The organism is Planotetraspora phitsanulokensis (assembly GCF_016863295.1).
Taxonomy (GTDB): domain Bacteria; phylum Actinomycetota; class Actinomycetes; order Streptosporangiales; family Streptosporangiaceae; genus Planotetraspora; species Planotetraspora phitsanulokensis.
Genome location: NZ_BOOP01000004.1, coordinates 261,381 through 278,322 on the forward strand (window position 1 = coordinate 261,381; position 16,942 = coordinate 278,322).

General features: G+C 72.1%; 14 protein-coding genes. 7 read left to right on the forward strand and 7 right to left on the reverse strand.

What is annotated here, in order from left to right:
• The first annotated feature begins 21 nt into the window (after nt 1-21).
• From Pph01_RS06885 to Pph01_RS06900, 4 genes are read left to right on the forward strand one after another with little or no spacing between them, the layout of a single operon-like run.
• The gene (locus tag Pph01_RS06885) at nt 22-1,041 is read left to right on the forward strand and encodes an NAD-dependent epimerase/dehydratase family protein (RefSeq protein WP_204072107.1); all 1,020 of its coding nucleotides are present in this window, start codon (nt 22-24) and stop codon (nt 1,039-1,041) included.
• Complete coding sequence (locus Pph01_RS06890) at nt 1,041-1,961, forward strand: SMP-30/gluconolactonase/LRE family protein (protein ID WP_204072108.1); 921 nt, start codon at nt 1,041-1,043, stop codon at nt 1,959-1,961. The genes Pph01_RS06885 and Pph01_RS06890 overlap by 1 nt, the downstream gene beginning before the upstream one ends.
• A 1-nt stretch (nt 1,962) precedes the next feature.
• Nucleotides 1,963-2,958 carry an aldo/keto reductase gene (locus tag Pph01_RS06895; protein WP_204072109.1) on the forward strand — a complete coding sequence of 332 codons (996 nt, stop codon included), beginning with the start codon at nt 1,963-1,965 and terminating at the stop codon, nt 2,956-2,958.
• A 49-nt stretch (nt 2,959-3,007) separates the two neighbouring features.
• The gene (locus tag Pph01_RS06900; protein WP_239116488.1) at nt 3,008-5,362 is read left to right on the forward strand and encodes a beta-xylosidase/alpha-l-arabinosidase; all 2,355 of its coding nucleotides are present in this window, start codon (nt 3,008-3,010) and stop codon (nt 5,360-5,362) included.
• An 83-nt stretch (nt 5,363-5,445) separates the two neighbouring features.
• On the opposite strand, the gene Pph01_RS06905 is transcribed toward Pph01_RS06900, so the two are convergent.
• The 7 genes from Pph01_RS06905 to Pph01_RS06935 form a co-directional block, all read right to left on the reverse strand.
• Nucleotides 5,446-6,318, reverse strand: coding sequence for an LLM class F420-dependent oxidoreductase (locus Pph01_RS06905; RefSeq protein WP_204072110.1), 873 nt, complete (start codon nt 6,316-6,318; stop codon nt 5,446-5,448).
• 136 nt (nt 6,319-6,454) lie between these two features.
• Nucleotides 6,455-7,456, reverse strand: coding sequence for a Gfo/Idh/MocA family protein (locus Pph01_RS06910; protein ID WP_204072111.1), 1,002 nt, complete (start codon nt 7,454-7,456; stop codon nt 6,455-6,457).
• 60 nt (nt 7,457-7,516) lie between these two features.
• Nucleotides 7,517-9,037 (reverse strand): aldehyde dehydrogenase (NADP(+)), encoded by a 1,521-nt coding sequence (locus Pph01_RS06915; RefSeq protein ID WP_204072112.1) that lies wholly within the window; start codon nt 9,035-9,037, stop codon nt 7,517-7,519.
• Nucleotides 9,034-9,942, reverse strand: coding sequence for a fumarylacetoacetate hydrolase family protein (locus Pph01_RS06920; RefSeq protein ID WP_204072113.1), 909 nt, complete (start codon nt 9,940-9,942; stop codon nt 9,034-9,036). Before Pph01_RS06920 ends, Pph01_RS06915 begins: the two co-directional genes overlap by 4 nt.
• A 154-nt stretch (nt 9,943-10,096) precedes the next feature.
• Entirely contained in the window at nt 10,097-11,860 is a 1,764-nt protein-coding gene (locus tag Pph01_RS06925; RefSeq protein ID WP_204072114.1) for an IlvD/Edd family dehydratase, read from the reverse strand.
• 2 nt (nt 11,861-11,862) lie between these two features.
• Nucleotides 11,863-12,654 carry an SDR family NAD(P)-dependent oxidoreductase gene (locus Pph01_RS06930; RefSeq protein ID WP_204072115.1) on the reverse strand — a complete coding sequence of 264 codons (792 nt, stop codon included), beginning with the start codon at nt 12,652-12,654 and terminating at the stop codon, nt 11,863-11,865.
• The gene (locus Pph01_RS06935) at nt 12,651-13,757 is read right to left on the reverse strand and encodes an alcohol dehydrogenase catalytic domain-containing protein (protein ID WP_204072116.1); all 1,107 of its coding nucleotides are present in this window, start codon (nt 13,755-13,757) and stop codon (nt 12,651-12,653) included. The genes Pph01_RS06930 and Pph01_RS06935 overlap by 4 nt, the downstream gene beginning before the upstream one ends.
• A gap of 466 nt (nt 13,758-14,223) precedes the next feature.
• Here Pph01_RS06935 and Pph01_RS06940 point away from each other — a divergent pair, with 466 nt between their 5' ends.
• The 3 genes from Pph01_RS06940 to Pph01_RS06950 all read left to right on the forward strand — a co-directional run bounded on the left by Pph01_RS06940 (nt 14,224) and on the right by Pph01_RS06950 (nt 16,855).
• The gene (locus tag Pph01_RS06940) at nt 14,224-15,171 is read left to right on the forward strand and encodes a phosphoglycerate dehydrogenase (protein ID WP_204072117.1); all 948 of its coding nucleotides are present in this window, start codon (nt 14,224-14,226) and stop codon (nt 15,169-15,171) included.
• A gap of 282 nt (nt 15,172-15,453) precedes the next feature.
• Nucleotides 15,454-16,290 carry a YndJ family protein gene (locus tag Pph01_RS06945; RefSeq protein WP_204072118.1) on the forward strand — a complete coding sequence of 279 codons (837 nt, stop codon included), beginning with the start codon at nt 15,454-15,456 and terminating at the stop codon, nt 16,288-16,290.
• 43 nt (nt 16,291-16,333) lie between these two features.
• A complete protein-coding gene (locus Pph01_RS06950) occupies nt 16,334-16,855 on the forward strand; it encodes a DUF1990 domain-containing protein (protein WP_204072119.1) in 522 nt (173 codons plus the stop codon).
• Nucleotides 16,856-16,942: the final 87 nt, after the last annotated feature.

Here is a 16,942-nt window from a genome sequence, read left to right on the forward strand (position 1 = left end):
CCCAAGATCCGGAGTCCTGCAGTGAAGGTTCTCTACATCGGCGGCACCGGCACGATCAGCTCGGCCTGTGTCGCGGAGTCGGTCCGCCAGGGGCAGGACGTGCACGTCCTGAACCGCGGTCGCACCGCCGGCCGGCGGCCCGTCCCGGCGGGGGTCACCACCATCGAAGGCGACGTCCAGGACGCGGAGTCGATGCGCCGGGCCCTCGACGGCGCGTCGTACGACTGCGTGGTCAACTTCCTCAGTTTCGGCTCCAAGGACGCCTCCGCGGCCGTGGACCTGCTGGAGGGCCGGACGAACCAGTACATCCACATCAGCAGCGCGTCGATCTACCACAAGCCGGTACGGCAGGTGCCGTTCGTGGAGTCGACCACGCGGCGCAACCCCTACCTGGGCTACGCCAGGGAGAAGATCGCCGCCGAGGACGTCCTGCGCCGGGCGTACGAGGAGCGCGAGTTCCCCGTCACGATCGTGCGGCCGTCGCACACCTACGACGACGCCCATCCCCCGCTTCCCGGCGACTGGACGGCGTGGGACCGGATCGTGCGCGGCGACGAGCTGGTCGTCCCCGGCGACGGCACGAGCCTGTGGACCCTCACGCACGCCAGTGATCTCGCCGTCGGCCTCGTCGGGCTGATCGGCAACTGGCAGGCCGTGGGCGAGGACTTCCACATCACCTCCAACGAGGCGCTGACCTGGAACGAGATCTACGACATCATCGGCCGCACGGCCGGAACCCAGGCCAGGCTCCTGCACCTGCCCTCGGAATTCCTGCCGGTCGTGGCCCCGGACTGGTTCTGGTCGGATCTGATCGTCGGCGACCTGCAGCACAGCGCGGTGTTCGACAACACCAAGATCAAGCGCTTCGTCCCGTCGTTCCGTCCGACGGTCACCTGGTCGGAGGGCGCCCGCCGGCTGTTCGCCTGGCGTGCGGACCATCCCGAGGAGACCCGCCCCGACGCCTCGACCGACGCGGTGCTGGCGCGGCTCGTCGAGGGCCACCGTCTCGCCTCGGCGGCTCTGGCGCCGCTGGCGCCGTGATGGGAGCGTCCCCGGCCGAGCCGGCGAAGGGCGATCTGGCGGAGGGCGATCTGGCGGCGCTGCCGTGGCTGGACGTCTCTGGCGTCCACTGCGAGGGCGTCGTGTGGGACGCCGCCCTCGGGCGGGTGCGGTTCGTGGACATCCCCCGCGGGCGGGTGTTCGACGCGGACGTCGACACCGGCGACGTCAGGTGGTTCGACCTGCCGGCGCCGGTCACCGCCGTCCATCCCACGACGGACCCGGCGACCGTCGTCGTCGCGGACGGCGACGGCGTCGCACTGGCCTCGCGGGACGGGCTGACCGAACGGCTCGCCGCCCCGCTGGCCGGGCGGCCGCGCATCCGGATGAACGACGCCGGCGTCGATCCCGCGGGACGGTACTTCGCCGGCAGCATGGCCTACGACCAGGAGCCCGGGGCGGCGAGCCTCTACCGCCTCGACGCCGACCGCTCCCTGCACACGGTGCTGACCGGCGTCACGATCAGCAACGGTGTCGACTGGTCGCCGGACGCGACCCTGTGCTACTTCGTGGACACTCCCCTGCGCCGCGTCGACGTGTTCGACTACGACGTGACGACGGGCGCGCTGTCGAACCGGCGCGTCTTCGCCGACACCTCCGCCGCCGCCGGGATGCCCGACGGACTGACGGTCGACGCGGAAGGCGCCGTATGGGTGGCCTTCTGGGGAGGATCGTCCGTCCGCAGGTTCGGACCCGACGGCCGCCTGGAGCGCACGATCACCCTGCCCGTCTCGCAGGTGACGTCGTGCTGCTTCGCCGGTCCGGAGCTGGACCAGCTCATCATCAGCACCTCCACCGAGGACCTCTCCCCCGACGACCTGCGGCGTCAGCCCATGGCCGGCATGATCTTCCGGGCCGAGCCCGGGTGCCGTGGCCGCCGCACGACCGAATTCGTGATCTGACATGGCCGATGACCTGACCGACGACCGGCGCACCGCCGCGTACGAACCGCCCGACCCGGCGGAGCGGCGCGCGTTCGGCCGCACCGGTCTCACCGTGACGCCCATCTGCATCGGGACCAGCCCGCTGGCGAGCATGCCCACGCTGTACGGCTACGCGGTCGACCAGGAGCGGGCCGAGGCCACGGTCGAGGCCGTGCTCGACGGCCCGTTCAACTTCCTCGACACCTCCAACAACTACGGCGGGGGCAGCGCCGAGCGGCGCATCGGCGCCGTGGTGCGCCGGCGTGGCGTGCCCGACGGCTTCGTCCTGGCCACCAAGGCCGACGCCGACCCCGACTCCGGCGACTTCTCCGGCGAGCGGGTACGCCGCTCGGTCGAGGAGAGCCTGGAACGGCTGGGCGTCGACCACGTGCCGATGATGTACCTGCACGACCCGGAGTTCCACGTCACGTTCGAGCAGGCCATGGCTCCAGGCGGCCCGGTCGAGGCGCTGGTGGAGCTGCGCGACGCCGGTGTCGTCGGCCACCTCGGGATCGCCGGAGGACCGGTGGAGCTGATGCGCCGGTTCGTCGGCACCGGCGTGTTCGAGGCCGTGATCAACCACAACCGGTGGACCCTGGTGAACCGTGAGGCCGACCCGCTGATCGACGACGCCGCCGAGCGGGGCGTCGCCTTCGTCAACGGCGCGCCGTACGGCGGGGGGATGCTGGTCAAGGGCCCCGACGCGCAGCCCCGCTACGCCTACCGGGACACCGACGAGTCGGTCAGGGACGCGGTCCGGGCGATGAAGCGGGCCTGCGACGCCCACGGCGTCCCGCTCGCCGCCGCCGCGCTGCAGTTCTCGCTGAGGGACCCGCGGGTGACGTCGACCATCGTCGGGATCTCCGAGCCCGCGCGGATCGCCACCACCCTCGATCTCGCCACCACCCCGATACCGCCGGAGCTGTGGGACGAACTCGACCAGTGCACTCCTGCGTACGGCGGGTGGCTGGACTGATGCCGACGACGGCCGTACGAGCGATTCACACGACCAAACGGAGAACACCGTGGCTTTGAGCACTGAAACCTCGCCGAAGGTGTGGAAGGACACCGCCGTCCCCGACGAGGAGCGGGTCGAGGCCCTGATGGCCCGGATGAGCGTGGCCGAGAAGGTCGCGCAGCTGTACGGCGTCTGGGTGGGGATCAAGGACGAAGACGGCGAGATGGCTCCGCACCAGCACGAGTTCACGTCGCTGCCCGTCGGGTGGGACGAGCTGGTGAAGAACGGCATCGGCCAGCTGACCCGGCCGTTCGGCACGACGCCCGTCGGCGTTCTCACGGGGGCGACCACGCTCGCGAACGCGCAGCGGTCGATCACGGCGGCCGGACGCTGGGGCATCCCGGCACTGGTGCACGAGGAGATCCTGACCGGCCTGGCCGCGTGGAAGGCCACCGTCTACCCGTCGCCGCTGTGCTGGGGGGCCAGTTTCGACCCGGACCTCGTGGAGCGGATGGGGGCGCAGATCGGCGCGACCATGCGGCGGCTCGGCGTCCACCAGGGTCTGGCCCCGGTGCTCGACGTGGCCCGCGACCTGCGGTGGGGTCGCGTCGAGGAGACCATCGGCGAGGATCCGGTCCTCGTCGGCACGATCGGCGCCGCCTACATCCGCGGCGTGCAGTCCGCGGGCGTCATCGCCACCCTGAAGCATTTCGTGGGCTACTCCGCGTCCAAGGCGGGCCGCAACCTCGCCCCGGTGTCGGCGGGCCGCCGTGAGATCGCCGACGTCCTGCTGCCGCCGTTCGAGATGGCGCTGCGGGCCGGGGCCGACTCGGTGATGAACTCCTACGCCGACATCGACGGGGTGCCCGTCGCGGCCGATCCCGCGCTGCTCACCGACCTGTTGCGCGACACCTACGGCTTCACCGGCACCGTCGTCGCCGACTACTTCTCCGTCGCCTTCCTGCAGACCCTGCACAACGTGGCGGAGTCGCCCGCCGACGCGGCCAGGCTCGCCCTCACCGCGGGGATCGACGTCGAACTGCCCACGGTGAACACCTTCGGCCCGCCGCTGATCGAGGCGATCGAACGCGGCGAGGTCGACCCGGCCCTCATCGACCGCGCGCTGCGGCGCGTGCTGCTGCAGAAGTGCCGGCTGGGCCTGCTCGACGAGGGATGGGACCCCGAGCCCTCCGTACTCGCCGAGGAGGGGACGGAGACGGGCGAGGCGGTGCTGGACGGCGACGAGCAGCGGGCCCTGGCCGCGGAGCTGGCCCGCCGCTCGGTGGTCCTGCTGCGCAACACCGGCACGTTGCCCCTGGCGCCGAGGCTGCGGCTCGCCGTCGTCGGGCCGCGCGCCGACACCCCGCAGGCCATGATGGGGTGCTACTCCTTCCCGATGCACGTCGGCGTGCACCATCCGGACGTCCCCGTCGGCATCGAGGTGCCGACCCTGGTCGAGGCGCTGCGCGCCGATCCGGCGGGTTACGACGTGCGTTACAAGCAGGGGGTGCCGGTCCTCGGCGGCGACGACGAGGGGATCGCGGCGGCCGTCGCGGCCGCGGCGGCCGCCGACGTGTGCGTGGCCGTGCTCGGCGACCAGGCGGGCCTGTTCGGGCGGGGCACCTCCGGCGAGGGCTGCGACACGGAGAACCTGCGCCTTCCCGGAAGGCAGGAGGAGTTGCTCGAGGCCGTCCTGGCCACGGGCACTCCGGTGGTGCTGGTTCTCCTGGTCGGCCGGCCGTACGAACTCGCCCGGCAGGTCGACCGCCTGGCGGCCGTCGTGTGCGGGTTCTTCCCCGGCGAGGAGGGCGCTCGGGCCCTGGCCGACGTCCTGTCCGGCCGGGCCGACCCGGCGGGGCGGCTCCCGGTGAGCTTCCCCGGCGACGGCGCCACCCAGCCCTCCACCTACCTGGCCGCGCCGCTCGCCCGGCGCAGCGAGGTGAGCTCGGTGGATCCCACCCCGCTGTTCCCGTTCGGCCACGGGCTGTCCTACACGCCGATCACGTGGGGGGCCGTCACCGCCGGCGCGGCGAGGACGTGGCCGACCGACGGCGCCTTCGACGTGCGGGTGACGCTCAGCAACGACGCCGCCGGCCCGGTCTCGGAGGTCGTGCAGGTCTACCTGCACGACCCGGTGGCGGAGGTCGCCCGCCCGGTGCAGTCGCTGCTGACCGCGCACCGGGTCGACCTGGAGCCGGGCGAGACGCGGGAGGTCACGATCTCCCTGCACGCCGACCAGACCTCCTATACCGGAGCGGCGGGACGGCGGCAGGTCGACCCGGGCGAGGTCGAGCTGCGGATCGGGGCGTCAAGCGCCGATATCCGCGAGACCGTCTCCGTCACGATGACCGGGCCCCGGCGCCACGTCGGGTTCGACCGGGTCATGGAGGCCACCGTCACCACCGCGGCGGCCCAGGGCTGAGGACGCCTCGGGTCGCCCGCCGGCGCCTGGTCCCGCCGGCGGGCGACCCGACTCCTAGCCGGCCACCGCCGGGTTGTCGTGTGTCAGCCGATCGCGGCGACGCGTGGGGCGACGCGCTCCGCCACGTGTTCGGTGAAGTCGACCGGGTGCCGGTCCGGCAGCACCTGGATCTCGCTGATCCCCAGCCTCGCGTACTCCTCCGCCTCGGCGAGGAACACGCCGGTCTCCTCGAGGACCGGGCGGCTGAACATCACGGTCTTCTCTATGGCGTCGTAGTCGCGGCCCTCGGCGTCGCAGTGCGCCCGCAGCACGTCCAGCTTGTGCGCCACCTCCTCCGGGCCGGTGGCGAACAGGTTGCAGGCGTCCCCGTACCGGGCGACCAGTCGCAGGGTCTTCTTCTCCCCGCCGCCGCCGATCATGATCGGCGGGCGCGGCCGGCCCAGCGGCGCCGGCACGCACAGGGTCTCCTCGAGCTGATAGTGACGTCCGCGGTAGGGGCCGTCGTCGTCGCTCCACATCTGAAGGCAGATCTGGACCGTCTCCTCCAGCCGCTCGAACCGCTCGGCCATCGGGACCACGGGCACGCCGAGCCCGCGTTGCTCCCGCTCGTACCAGGACGCGCCGATGCCGAACTGCGCGCGGCCGCCGGACAACACGTCGAGGGTAGTGACGATCTTCGCCAGCAGGCCGGGGTGCCGGTACATCGCGCCGGTGACCATCAGGCCGAGCGTCATGCGCGTGGTCAGCGCGGCCACGTACCCGAGCGTCGTGTACCCCTCCAGCATCGGCTCGTGCGCGCCTCCGCGGCGGTGCCGCATCTGGAAGTAGTGGTCCATCGGCGTGAACGACGAGATCCCCGCCTGTTCGGCGACGCGGGCCGTCTCCGCCAGCGTCGGCGCGATCAGCTGGGGATCCGCCGGGGTCGAGAAGTTCCAGTAGTGCAAACCGAGTTTCATGTACCCCTCTGCCTGGCGGGGCGGCCGGACCGCGGTTCCACACCCGGGCCCTGGCCCGCCCCCGCCGAAATCGACTGCGCAGTGTCTCACAAATCGCGCATTCGATGGCAGGCCGGACGTCAACCGGCCGACGAGGTCACTCGCTCGGGTACCGCAGGCCGATCTGGGCGCGCACCTCGTCCATCGTGCCCATGATCTGGCAGGTCTCGTCGAGCGGCATCACGGAGCTCTCCAGCAGACCGGCGCGCACGCACCGCGCGACCTCCTCGGCCTGGAAGCGCAGCCCGCTGCCCTCCACGGGGAAGTCGTAGCGCTCCACCGCCCCGGTCCGCGTGGTCAGGGTGAACGACTTCGGCGTGTGGAACATCTGGTCGACCTCGATCCGGGCGTCCGTCCCGGAGATCGACGCCTGGTTGCGCAGCCACGCCTCCATCGAGGTCGCGATCACCGACTGCCGGCCCTGCCCGTACTGGAGCACCACGGCGGTCTGGGCGTCCACCCCGGTGTCGCCGAACTGGGCCGCCCCGAGCACCGACGCCGGCTCGCCCATCACCATGGACGCGAACGACACCGGGTAGACCCCGAGGTCGAGCAGGGCGCCGCCGCCCAGGTGCGGGTCGAACATCCGGTGCGCGGGGTCCTTCTCGAACCAGACGCCGAGCTCGGCGTTGACCTGCCGGAGCTCGCCGAGACGCCCCTGCGCGAGCAGTTCGCGGATGCGGACCATGTGCGGCAGGAAGCGCGTCCACATCGCCTCCATCAGGAACACGCCCTTCGCGCGGGCCAGCTTCACGAGCTCCTCGGCCTCGGCCCGGTTGATCGTGAACGGCTTCTCGACCAGGACGGCCTTGCCGGCCTCGAGCGCGGCGACGGCCGCGTCCCGGTGCCCGCTGTGCGGCACCGCGACGTAGACGGCGTCGATGTCGTCGGACTCCAGCAGCCCGGCCAGGTCGGCGGAGAACCGCGTGGCCCCCGTCTTCGCGGCGAACGCCTCGGCCCGCTCGGCGGAACGGGACGCGACCGCCACCACCTCGCCGTCGTCGGAGAGCCGCAGGTCCTCGGCGAACGCGCTCGCGATCCCGCCGGTGCCGATGATCGCCCAGCGGAGGGGAGTGGGGGCCTGGGGTTGTGTCGTCATTGCAGCAATGTCCCTTATCGGAGGAATCAGCGTGTCCAGCATGCCGTCCGGCACGAACCGCTATGCGACCGGGGTGAGGACGCCGTCGACGCGGCGGACCAGTCCGGCGGCGCCGGCGGGGACGTCGCGCAGCTCGTCGGGCAGCAGCTCCTGCGGGACGTTCTGCAAACTGATCGGGCGCAACCAGCGGCGGATCGCCGTGGTGCCCACGCTGGTGTGGAGAGCACTCGTGGTCGCCGGGTACGGCCCGCCGTGGTGCATGCCCCACGCCACGGCGACGCCGGTCGGGAACCCGTTCCACACCACGCGGCCCACCGTGCCCGCGAGCTGCGCGAGCACGAGGGCCGACAGTTCGGCGTCAGCCGCGTCGGCGTGGACCGTCCCGGTGAGCGCCGGCCCGAACCGCCGCAGCAGTTCGAGCAGCCGCCCCTCGCCGTCGTACTCGACGACGACCAGGACCGGGCCGAAGCACTCCTCGGTCAGGGCGCCCGTGACCGAGGCGACGTCCGCCCGCAGGAGCAGCGGGACGCCCGTCCAGCCCTCGCCGATGGCCTCATGTCCACGGGCGAGCACCTCGACGCCGTCCATGCCGAGGAGCGTCTCTGTGCCGCGCAGATAGGTGCCGGCCGTCCGCTCGCTGAGCATGACCCCGGCGGACATCGCCGCGACCCGCTCCGCCAGCGATCGGCGGACGGTCTCGCCGTGCGCGCCGGCGGGGAGCAGCACCACGCCGGGCTTCGTGCAGAACTGCCCCACACCGAGCGTGAAGGAGGCGGCGAGGCCCGCCGCGATGTCCTCGCCGCGCGCCGCGGCCGCCGCGGGGCACACGACGAGCGTGTTGAGGGCACCGAGTTCGCCGTAGAAGGGGATCGGCGACGGCCGGGACGAGGCGACGTCGAACAACGCCCGCCCGGCGCCGAGCGAGCCGGTGAAGCCGACGGCCTGGACGGCGGGGTGCCTGACCAGGTCGACGCCCGCCTCGCGGCCGAAGACCAGGTTGACGACGTCGGGGGTGACGCCCGCCGCCGCCGCTCCTTCGGCGAGCGCCTCGTGGGCGCGCACCGACGTCGCGGGATGCGCCTCGTGCACCTTGGCGACGACCGGGCATCCGGCGGCCAGCGCCGACGCCGTGTCGCCGCCGGGCACGGAGAACGCGAACGGGAAGTTGCTCGCGCCGAACACAGCGACCGGGCCGAGCGGGACCAGCATGCGGCGCAGGTCGGGACGGGGGCCCATCGGGGTGTCCCCGGCGTGGTCGATTGTGGCCTCGAGGTAGGCGCCGTCCTCCACCACGTCGGCGAACAGGTCGAGCTGGTAACACGTCCTGGTCAGCTCGCCGTTCAGCCGCTGCTCGCCGAGGGCCGTCTCACGGTCGGCGACGGCGACCAGATCGGTCCTGGCGTCCTCGATCGCGCCCGCCATGGACCGCAGCAGCCGCGCCCGCCCCGCGCGCCCGAGCGCCGTGAGCTCCCGTGCGGCCGCCTCGGCCCGCGCGCACAGGTCGTCGAGGTCCGCCGACGTCGTGCCGGCCTCGATGCGCTCGACGACGCGCCCGGTGCGCGGATCGATACTGTCGATCATGACTGCCGCCCTTCGGTGGCGTGGCCGTACGCGGGGTTCACACCCGGCGGCATGCCGCGGACCACCGTGTTGCCGAGCACGCCGACTCCGCTGATGGCGATCTCGACGGTGTCGCCGTCCGCGAGCGTGAACGGCGCTTCGGGCACGAGGCAGGTCCCGGTCGACAGGATCACCCCGTCCGGGTGCACGTCGCCGCGCATCAGATACGACACCAGCTCGTCCAGCCGCCGGTGCAGCCGCGCGGTGCTCGTCTCACCGCTCCACTCCCGCCCGCCGTTCCTGCCGATCGTCATCTCGATCGTGAGGTCGTACGGATCCTCGACCTCCCAGACCGGAGTGATCCACGGACCCAGGCCGCACCCACCCCAGTAGATCTTGGCCTGGGGCAGGTAGAGAGGGTTCTCCCCCTCGATGCTCCGCGAGGACATGTCGTTGCACACCGTGTAGCCGACGGTCTCCCCGAAGCGGTTGACCACCAGCGCCAGCTCGGGCTCGGGCACGTCGACGACGGAGTCGGCGCGTACGGCCAGGCGCCCGCCGGGGCCGACGACCCGCCACGGCACCGACTTGAAGAACAGCTCCGGCCGCTCGGCGTCGTAGACCAGCTCGTAGATGGTCGCGGCCCGCTCGCTCTCCTCGACCCTGGCCTCACGGGACGTCTCGTACGTGACGCCCGCCGCCCACACCTCGGTCGTGCCGTCGACGGGTGCCAGGAGGTCGACCTCCGAGAGGGGCACCCGGTCGCCGAGCGGACCTCCTGCGAGCAGGGCGCGCAGGTCGGCCAGCGGCGACGCCCAGAGCTCCGCGAGCGACGTCACTCCCCCGAGCTCGGCGACGTGGCCGTCGTCGTGCAGCCCGATCCGGGGCCGCGCGGATTCCCGCGTCCGATACCTGACGATGTTCACGGTGACTCCTTGGCGCTGCTTACCGGTGCGACGGGCACGGGGACGGGATGACGACGGCCGGGGGGCACGAGAATAGGCCGCGAGTTACGGAAGTGTCGCCGGGCTGCCGCGACGGCCGGAGAGCTGGCGGCCGTCGAAGCGCGACGGCGGGCTGTCAGTGCGAGTCGCGCGGGACCTCGCTTCCGCGGCTGCCGCGCAGGAACTCGAAGTCCACCCCTTCGTCCGCCTGAAGGACGTGCCGGCGGTAGAGCCAGCGGTACCCGCCCTCCTCCTGCGTGGCAGGGGCCTGCCACTCTGCGCGCCTGCGGTCGAGCTCCTCGTCGCTCACGTGCAGGGTCAGCCGCCTGCCCGGCACGTCGAGCTCGATGCGGTCGCCGGTGCGCACCAGCGCGAGCGGGCCACCGACCGCGGCCTCCGGTGAGACGTGCAGGACCACGGTGCCGAACCCGGTGCCGCTCATGCGCCCGTCGCTGATGCGCACCATGTCGCTCACGCCGTCGCGGAGCAGCTTCGCGGGCAGCGGCACGTTGGCCACCTCCGGCATGCCCGGGTAGCCCTTGGGGCCCGCGCCCCGGATGACCAGCACGTCGTCGGGGGTGACGTCGAGGTCCTCGTCGTCGCACACCGCGTGGTAGGCCTCGGGCGAGTCGAAGACCAGCGCCCTGCCCTCGTGGTGCATCAGGGACGGCGACGCGGCCGACTGCTTGATCACCGCGCCGTTCGGGCAGAGGTTGCCGCGCAGGATCGCGGTCCCGGTGCCGGACGGCAGCAGCGGCTCGGTCAGCGGGCGGATCACCTCGGTGTTCCAGCAGACCGCGTCCGCGACGTTCTCCCCGATGCTTCGGCCGGTGACGGTGACGGCGTCCGAGTGGAGCAGGCCCGCCTCGTCGAGCTCGCGCATGACGACCGGCAGGCCGCCCGCGTAGCAGAAGTCCTCCATGAGGAACCGGCCCGACGGCATGAGGTCGACGATCGTCGGCACGTCCCGGACGAGCGTGTCGAAGTCGTCGAGCTTCAGGTCGACGCCGAGCCGACCGGCCAGGGCGGTCAGGTGGATGATCGCGTTGGTGGACCCGCCGATGGCGGCGTTGGTCCTGATCGCGTTCTCGAAGGCCTCCCGGGTGAGGATCGCGCTCGGGCGCAGGTCCTGCTCGACCATGTCCACGATCCGCCGTCCGGCCTGCTGCGCGACCTCCATCCGGCGCATGTCCACGGCGGGCCAGGTCGCCGAGCCGGGAAGCTGCATGCCGAGGGCCTCGGCCATGCAGGCCATGGTGGAGGCGGTGCCCATCGTCATGCAGTGCCCGTTCGACCGGGCCATGCAGCCCTCGGCGGCGTAGCCCTCCTCGACGGTCATCCGGCCGGCCTTGATCTCCGCCTCGAACTTCCAGACGTGGGTGCCCGAGCCGACGTCACGGCCCTGGAACTTGCCGTTGAGCATCGGGCCGCCGGTCACCATCACGGCCGGGAGGTCGACGCTGGCGGCGCCCATCAGCAGCCCCGGCGTGGTCTTGTCGCAGCCGGACAGCAGCACCACGCCGTCGAGCGGGTTGGCCCGGATGAGCTCCTCGGCCTCCATGGCGAGCAGGTTGCGGTAGAGCATCGCGGTCGGGCGCATCAGCGTCTCGCCGGTCGCGAGTACGGGGAACTCCAGCGGGAAGCCGCCCGCCTGCCAGACGCCGCGTTTCACCGCCTCGGCCACCCGGTGCAGGTGCGAGTTGCAGGGCGCGAGCTCGGACCAGGTGGTCGCGATGCCGATGACCGGGCGGCCGTCGAAGACCTCCGGCCCGAACCCCTGGTTGCGCATCCAGGACCGGTACAACATTCCCGCGCGGCCTTCGGCCCCGAACCAGTGCGCGCTCCGCCTGGTGCGGCCGCCGCCCTGCTCCGGCTCCGTGCCGTCCGCGCTGCCCGACATGTTCACATCCATCCTCCGTCGACGATCCACTTCTGGCCGGTGCACATGGCGCTGTCGTCGGCCGCGAGCCACAACACCATCCGTGCGACGTCGGCCGGCATGATGTTGTCCTTCAGCGACTGGACCTGGTCGAGTTTCGCCAGCGTCTCAGGCGTGACCAGTTGCGCGAGCTGCCGTTCGGTGAAGACCCATCCCGGGATGAGGCAGTTGACGCGGATCCGGTCCGGCCCGAGCTCACGAGCCAGCGTCCTGGTCAGGCCCTCGATGCCCGCCTTGGACGTGACGTACGCCGGCAGGCCGACGAAGTCGGCGTGCGCGCTGATCGAGCCCAGGTTGACGATCGAACCGCCGCCGAGCGCGCGCATGCCGGGGACGACCGCCTGGATCGCGAAGAAGTGGTGCTTCAGGTTGACCGCGATCGCGTTGTCCCAGTAGGCCTCGTCGACCGCCGCGCTCTCATGGCGCTCGTCGTTGGCCGCGTTGTTGACGAGGATCGAGATCGGCCCGAGCCTGTCCGTCACCTCCGCGACGGCCGCCCGCACCTGGGTGACGTCCCGGACGTCGGCCTCGACGAACACCGGCTCCGGGCAGTCCGTACGGCTCAGCCGTTCGAGCAGGCGCTCGGCCCCGGCGACGTCGATGTCGGCGAAGCCGACCCGTACGCCCTGGGCCGCGAGAGCGGAGACGAACTCCGAGCCCAGACCGGTCGAGCCGCCGCTGACGAAGGCGACCCGGCCGCGGAGGCTCGGATAGGTGGCGTAGCGCGCCTCGGCGGCTTCTTGCGCGATGGTCACTGCGACTCCCACGGGAGAATCACGCCCCGGCCGACCGAACCGCTGGTCAGGTCGGCGAAGGCCTCGTTGATGCGGTCGAGCGGGTACCGCCTGCCGATGAGCGCGTCGAGCGGCAGCCGGTCGGCGAGGTAGAGCTCGAACAGCCGGGGAAGGTCCACAAGCGGGTTGGCCGAGCCGTACAGGCTGCCGACCACGCGCTTCTCCCGCTGCACGAGCAGGTTGATCGGAACGTCGAACGTCGTGCCGACCGCGCCGAGGCCGACCGCCACGAGCGTGCCCCCCGGGCGCAGCACGTGGAGGGCCGTCTCGAGCGTGGCAGGGCGGCCGACCGCCTCGATCGCCCACTCCATGCCGCCGGGGCGGATCGCGCGGAGGGCGTCGGCGGCGTCCTCGCGGGAGGCGTCCACGGTGTGCGTGGCGCCCAGCCGCTCGGCCATCTCGAGCCTTTCGGGGACGACGTCGACGACGACGATCGGGTTCGCCCCGGCCAGCACCGCGCCGAGCACGCTCGACAGCCCGACGCCGCCCGCACCGAAGATCACGATGCCGTCGCCGGCGCAGCGGCCGACGGCGTTCAGCACGGCGCCCACGCCGGTGATGACCGCGCAGCCGGCGATCGCCGCGATCTCGGCCGGGACCCCGTCGGGCACGGGCACCACGGCGTGCTCGGACACGACGCAGTGTTCGGCGAAGCAGGAGACGCCCAGCAGGTGGTGAACCTTCGTGCCGCCGGCGCTCAGGCGGCTGGTCCCGTCGAGCAGGCCGCCGGAGCTCGACTGGATGCCGGCGGCCTCGCACAGGGCGGGCCGTCCGACCAGGCAGTAGCGGCACCGGCCGCAGCGGGGCCGCCACATCAGGCAGACCCGGTCGCCCGGCGCGAACCGGGTGACGCCCGGCCCCACGGCCTCGATCACGCCGGCGCCCTCGTGCCCGGGGACGACGGGGAGCGGGCACCGCAGGTCGCCGGCGAGATAGTGCTGGTCGCTGTGGCAGACGCCGGCCGCCTCGACTCTGACGAGGACTTCGCCCGCGTGCGGCTCGTCGAGTTTCAGCTCGCCGACCTGCAGAGGACTTCCGACGTTGTGCAGCAGCGCGGCTCTCATCTGACCCATCCGTCCCCGACCGCCTTCGCCACGGCCGCCGAACCCGGCTCCGGCGTTCGGCCGGCGACCTTCGCTCAGGCCTTGAACTCGATCGCTGCCACGCTAGGTGTTGCAATCAGACGTCGTCAACAGTTTCGGAAACATTCGCGATTCCAGAGGTAGGGAACCGCACCACCCTTCGGGTGACCAAGCACCGGCGCACTTCCGGGAGCATCAGCGCGGGGAACGGCAATGACGCCTCTCACCTGTGGTTATGTTTCGGTCATCGTTCCATCCGGCAGGGATGCGAGCAGGGTCCGGAGACGCAAGAAGGCTCCGAAACTTGCCGAACACGATCGCAACTATCGAGGCCGCGGGGCTGGACAGAGCCCGGTTCCGCGTCCGCCGGCAGCGCGGTGACACCATCTGAACGTGCGCGCCGGACCGCATCGGCGAGCGGTGACATCCGATGCCGACGAGGAGAACGATGAGCCTGAAGATCCTGCTGCCGACCACCATTCCGCTGGATCCGCGGCTGCCCGGTGACTTCACCGTCGTCTCCTACGATCCGCACGAACCTCTGCCGGAGCACGCCGTGGACGCCGAGGCTCTCGTCGTGTGGGGGAACTCCGGGGAGATGCTCCGCGACGCCGCGCGGCGGCTCGGCTCGCTCCGCTGGGTGCAGACGCTGGCCGCGGGTCCGGATCAGGTGCTGGCCGCCGGGTTCGCGACGGACGTCGTCATCACCTCCGGCCGCTCATTGCACGACGGGCCCGTGGCCGAGCACACGCTGGCGCTCGTGCTGGCCGCGGCACGCAGGCTGCACCGGCTGACGCGGGCGCAGATCGGCCATCGCTGGGCGGGCGAACTGGGCGGCATCCAGCCGATCACCACGAGCGGAGCGTTCCGCACACTTCGCGACGCCCGCGTGCTGATCTGGGGCTTCGGCTCGATCGCCGGCACGCTCGCGCCGCTGCTGACGGCTCTCGGCGCCCATGTCACCGGCGTCGCGCGCACGGCGGGCCAACGCGGGGGTCACCCGGTCATCAGCGCGGACGAACTGCCCGGCGAACTCCCCGTCACCGACGTGCTGATCATGATCCTGCCGTCCACCGACGCGACCCGTCACGCCCTCGACGCCGCGAGGATCGCACTCCTGCCGCCGCACGCGTGGGTGGTCAACGTGGGACGAGGCTCCACCGTCGACGCCGCCGCGCTGCTCGGCGCCATCCGGGCCGGACGACTCGGCGGCGCCGCGCTCGACGTGTTCGAGGACGAACCGCTCCCCGCCGACTCCCCGCTGTGGGACGAACCCGATGTGATCATCAGTCCGCACGCCGCCGGAGGACGGCCGCTGGGCGCCGACGCGCTGATCGCCGAGAACGCGCGCACTCTGATCGAGGGCACTCCCCTGCGCAACGTCGTCGCCCGCTGACGCGCGGCTGGTACGCACGCTTGGTGACACGCGGTCGGTGGCCGGGCGCGCGCCAGGCCGATCCGTTCACGAGCCGGTCGCGCGCGCCGTGCACCCGGTGATTCGGACTGAGAACCGGCTTCTCGCCCAGTCGGCTCCCTGTACGGCATCGGCCTTCGGTTCTCACGGAAGCCGCTCACGATTCCGTGAGAACCGAAAGGCGGTCCAGGCCTTCGCAGGCCGTCGACGGCTTGATACGGTGTGCTCATCGCTCGACTTTGAACACGTTCAAGAAGAGGCGCAATGACTCCCCTCGTCAACGTGATCATCATGCTCGGCATGCTGGTGGTGGTGCCCGCCGGCCTTGCCCTGATCAAAACTCCCCGCCATGTCCGCGTGGTGTGGATCGCCGGAGCGCTGCCGGGAGCGGCCTCCCTCTGGATCGGGCGGGGTGTGGTCGCCGCCGGGCTCGCCACGCTCTACGCAGGCGCCACCGGAGTCCTCGCGTCGCACGCCGCCGTACGGGCGTGGCACGCCGCCGTGGACGGGTGGCGACGCCGCTCTCTCGCTCTTCGGGAGGTGGCGGTGCTCACCGCGATGGCGTCCCCGGCCGTCGCGGGCGTCTCCCTCGTCTGGGAGCGCGCCGGGCACACGCTCCTCGGCTTCAAACCGTCCCTCCTCGCCCTCACCGTGGCGCACTTCCACTTCGCCGGGTTCGCCGCGGCGCTGGTCGCCGGGCTCGTGTGCCGCGCGGCCGGAGAGCGGAGGGCGGCCGCCGCGGCCGCCCTGGCCGTACCCCTGGGAACGGCTCTCGTGCTGGCCGGTTACTTCGTGGACGACTGGGCGGAACTCGCCGGCGCGGTCGTCCTCACCGCGGGGATGTGGCTGGTCGGGTGGCTGACCTGGACCGAGGTGCGTCGCGACGTCACGGACCGGCTCACGCGGGGGCTGCTCGCCGTCTCGGCCGCCGTCCTCGTCGCGACGATGGTCCTGGCACTGAGCTGGGCGTTCGGCGAGGCCGCCGGCGTGCCCCATCCGTCGGTCGAGTGGATGGCCGCCACTCACGGGGTGTGCAACGCATTCGGATTCGCCCTGTGCGGTGTCGCCGCCTGGCGCAGACTTCGGCCCCGTCCCCTGTGAACCCGTGCGGACCCGTGTGACACGGCGTCCCGGAAGGAGCGCGATGGATCTGCAGCGGTACCAGAACGCCGAGCTGACCTACGAGGAGGCCGGCGCCACCGGATCGGGAGACCTGCCCGGTGGATATCGCCATCTTCGCCGCCGCTACGACCTGGGTGAGGCCGCCTCGTTCCGCGGCGCGGCCGAGGCTCTGCTGACCTGGCGGATGCACGCCGCGCTGGGATTGCGCCCGCAGGCCACGGCGCCGAGGGCCGCGCCCGGCGTCGTCGTGGTCAGCCGGCTCGGTCCCGGCCCCCTCGCGCTGAAGGCGCCCTGCAGGGTCGTCTGGGCGATCGACGAGGACCGCCGGGCCGGCTTCGCGTACGGCACGCTGCCCGGCCATCCGGAGAGCGGAGAGGAGTCGTTCCTGCTCGAAGTGGCGGACGACGGCTCGTTGTCCTTCACCATCAGCGCGTTCACCCGGCCCGGGCGCTGGTACACGCGTCTCGCCGGGCCGATCACCGCAATGGCGCAACGGGTGTTCGCCGACCGCTACGCCGCGGCACTGCGTCACCACACGCGCTGACGCACATCGGTTCAGAAAACGTGTCCGCCGACCGCCCAGTTCGCCCCCCGACCGGTGTCCATACACGGACGGACGTACGACAGGATG

Excerpts from the sequence above, each read along its gene's own strand:
- Pph01_RS06895 (WP_204072109.1), top strand. The coding sequence starts at position 1,963 with ATGGCCGATGACCTGACCGACGACCGGCGCACCGCCGCGTACGAACCG.
- Pph01_RS06915 (WP_204072112.1), bottom strand. The coding sequence starts at position 9,037 with ATGATCGACAGTATCGATCCGCGCACCGGGCGCGTCGTCGAGCGCATC.
- Pph01_RS06945 (WP_204072118.1), top strand. The coding sequence starts at position 15,454 with ATGACTCCCCTCGTCAACGTGATCATCATGCTCGGCATGCTGGTGGTG.
- Pph01_RS06940 (WP_204072117.1), top strand. The coding sequence starts at position 14,224 with ATGAGCCTGAAGATCCTGCTGCCGACCACCATTCCGCTGGATCCGCGG.
- Pph01_RS06905 (WP_204072110.1), bottom strand. The coding sequence starts at position 6,318 with ATGAAACTCGGTTTGCACTACTGGAACTTCTCGACCCCGGCGGATCCC.
- Pph01_RS06935 (WP_204072116.1), bottom strand. The coding sequence starts at position 13,757 with ATGAGAGCCGCGCTGCTGCACAACGTCGGAAGTCCTCTGCAGGTCGGC.
- Pph01_RS06925 (WP_204072114.1), bottom strand. The coding sequence starts at position 11,860 with ATGTCGGGCAGCGCGGACGGCACGGAGCCGGAGCAGGGCGGCGGCCGC.
- Pph01_RS06950 (WP_204072119.1), top strand. The coding sequence starts at position 16,334 with ATGGATCTGCAGCGGTACCAGAACGCCGAGCTGACCTACGAGGAGGCC.
- Pph01_RS06890 (WP_204072108.1), top strand. The coding sequence starts at position 1,041 with ATGGGAGCGTCCCCGGCCGAGCCGGCGAAGGGCGATCTGGCGGAGGGC.
- Pph01_RS06910 (WP_204072111.1), bottom strand. The coding sequence starts at position 7,456 with ATGACGACACAACCCCAGGCCCCCACTCCCCTCCGCTGGGCGATCATC.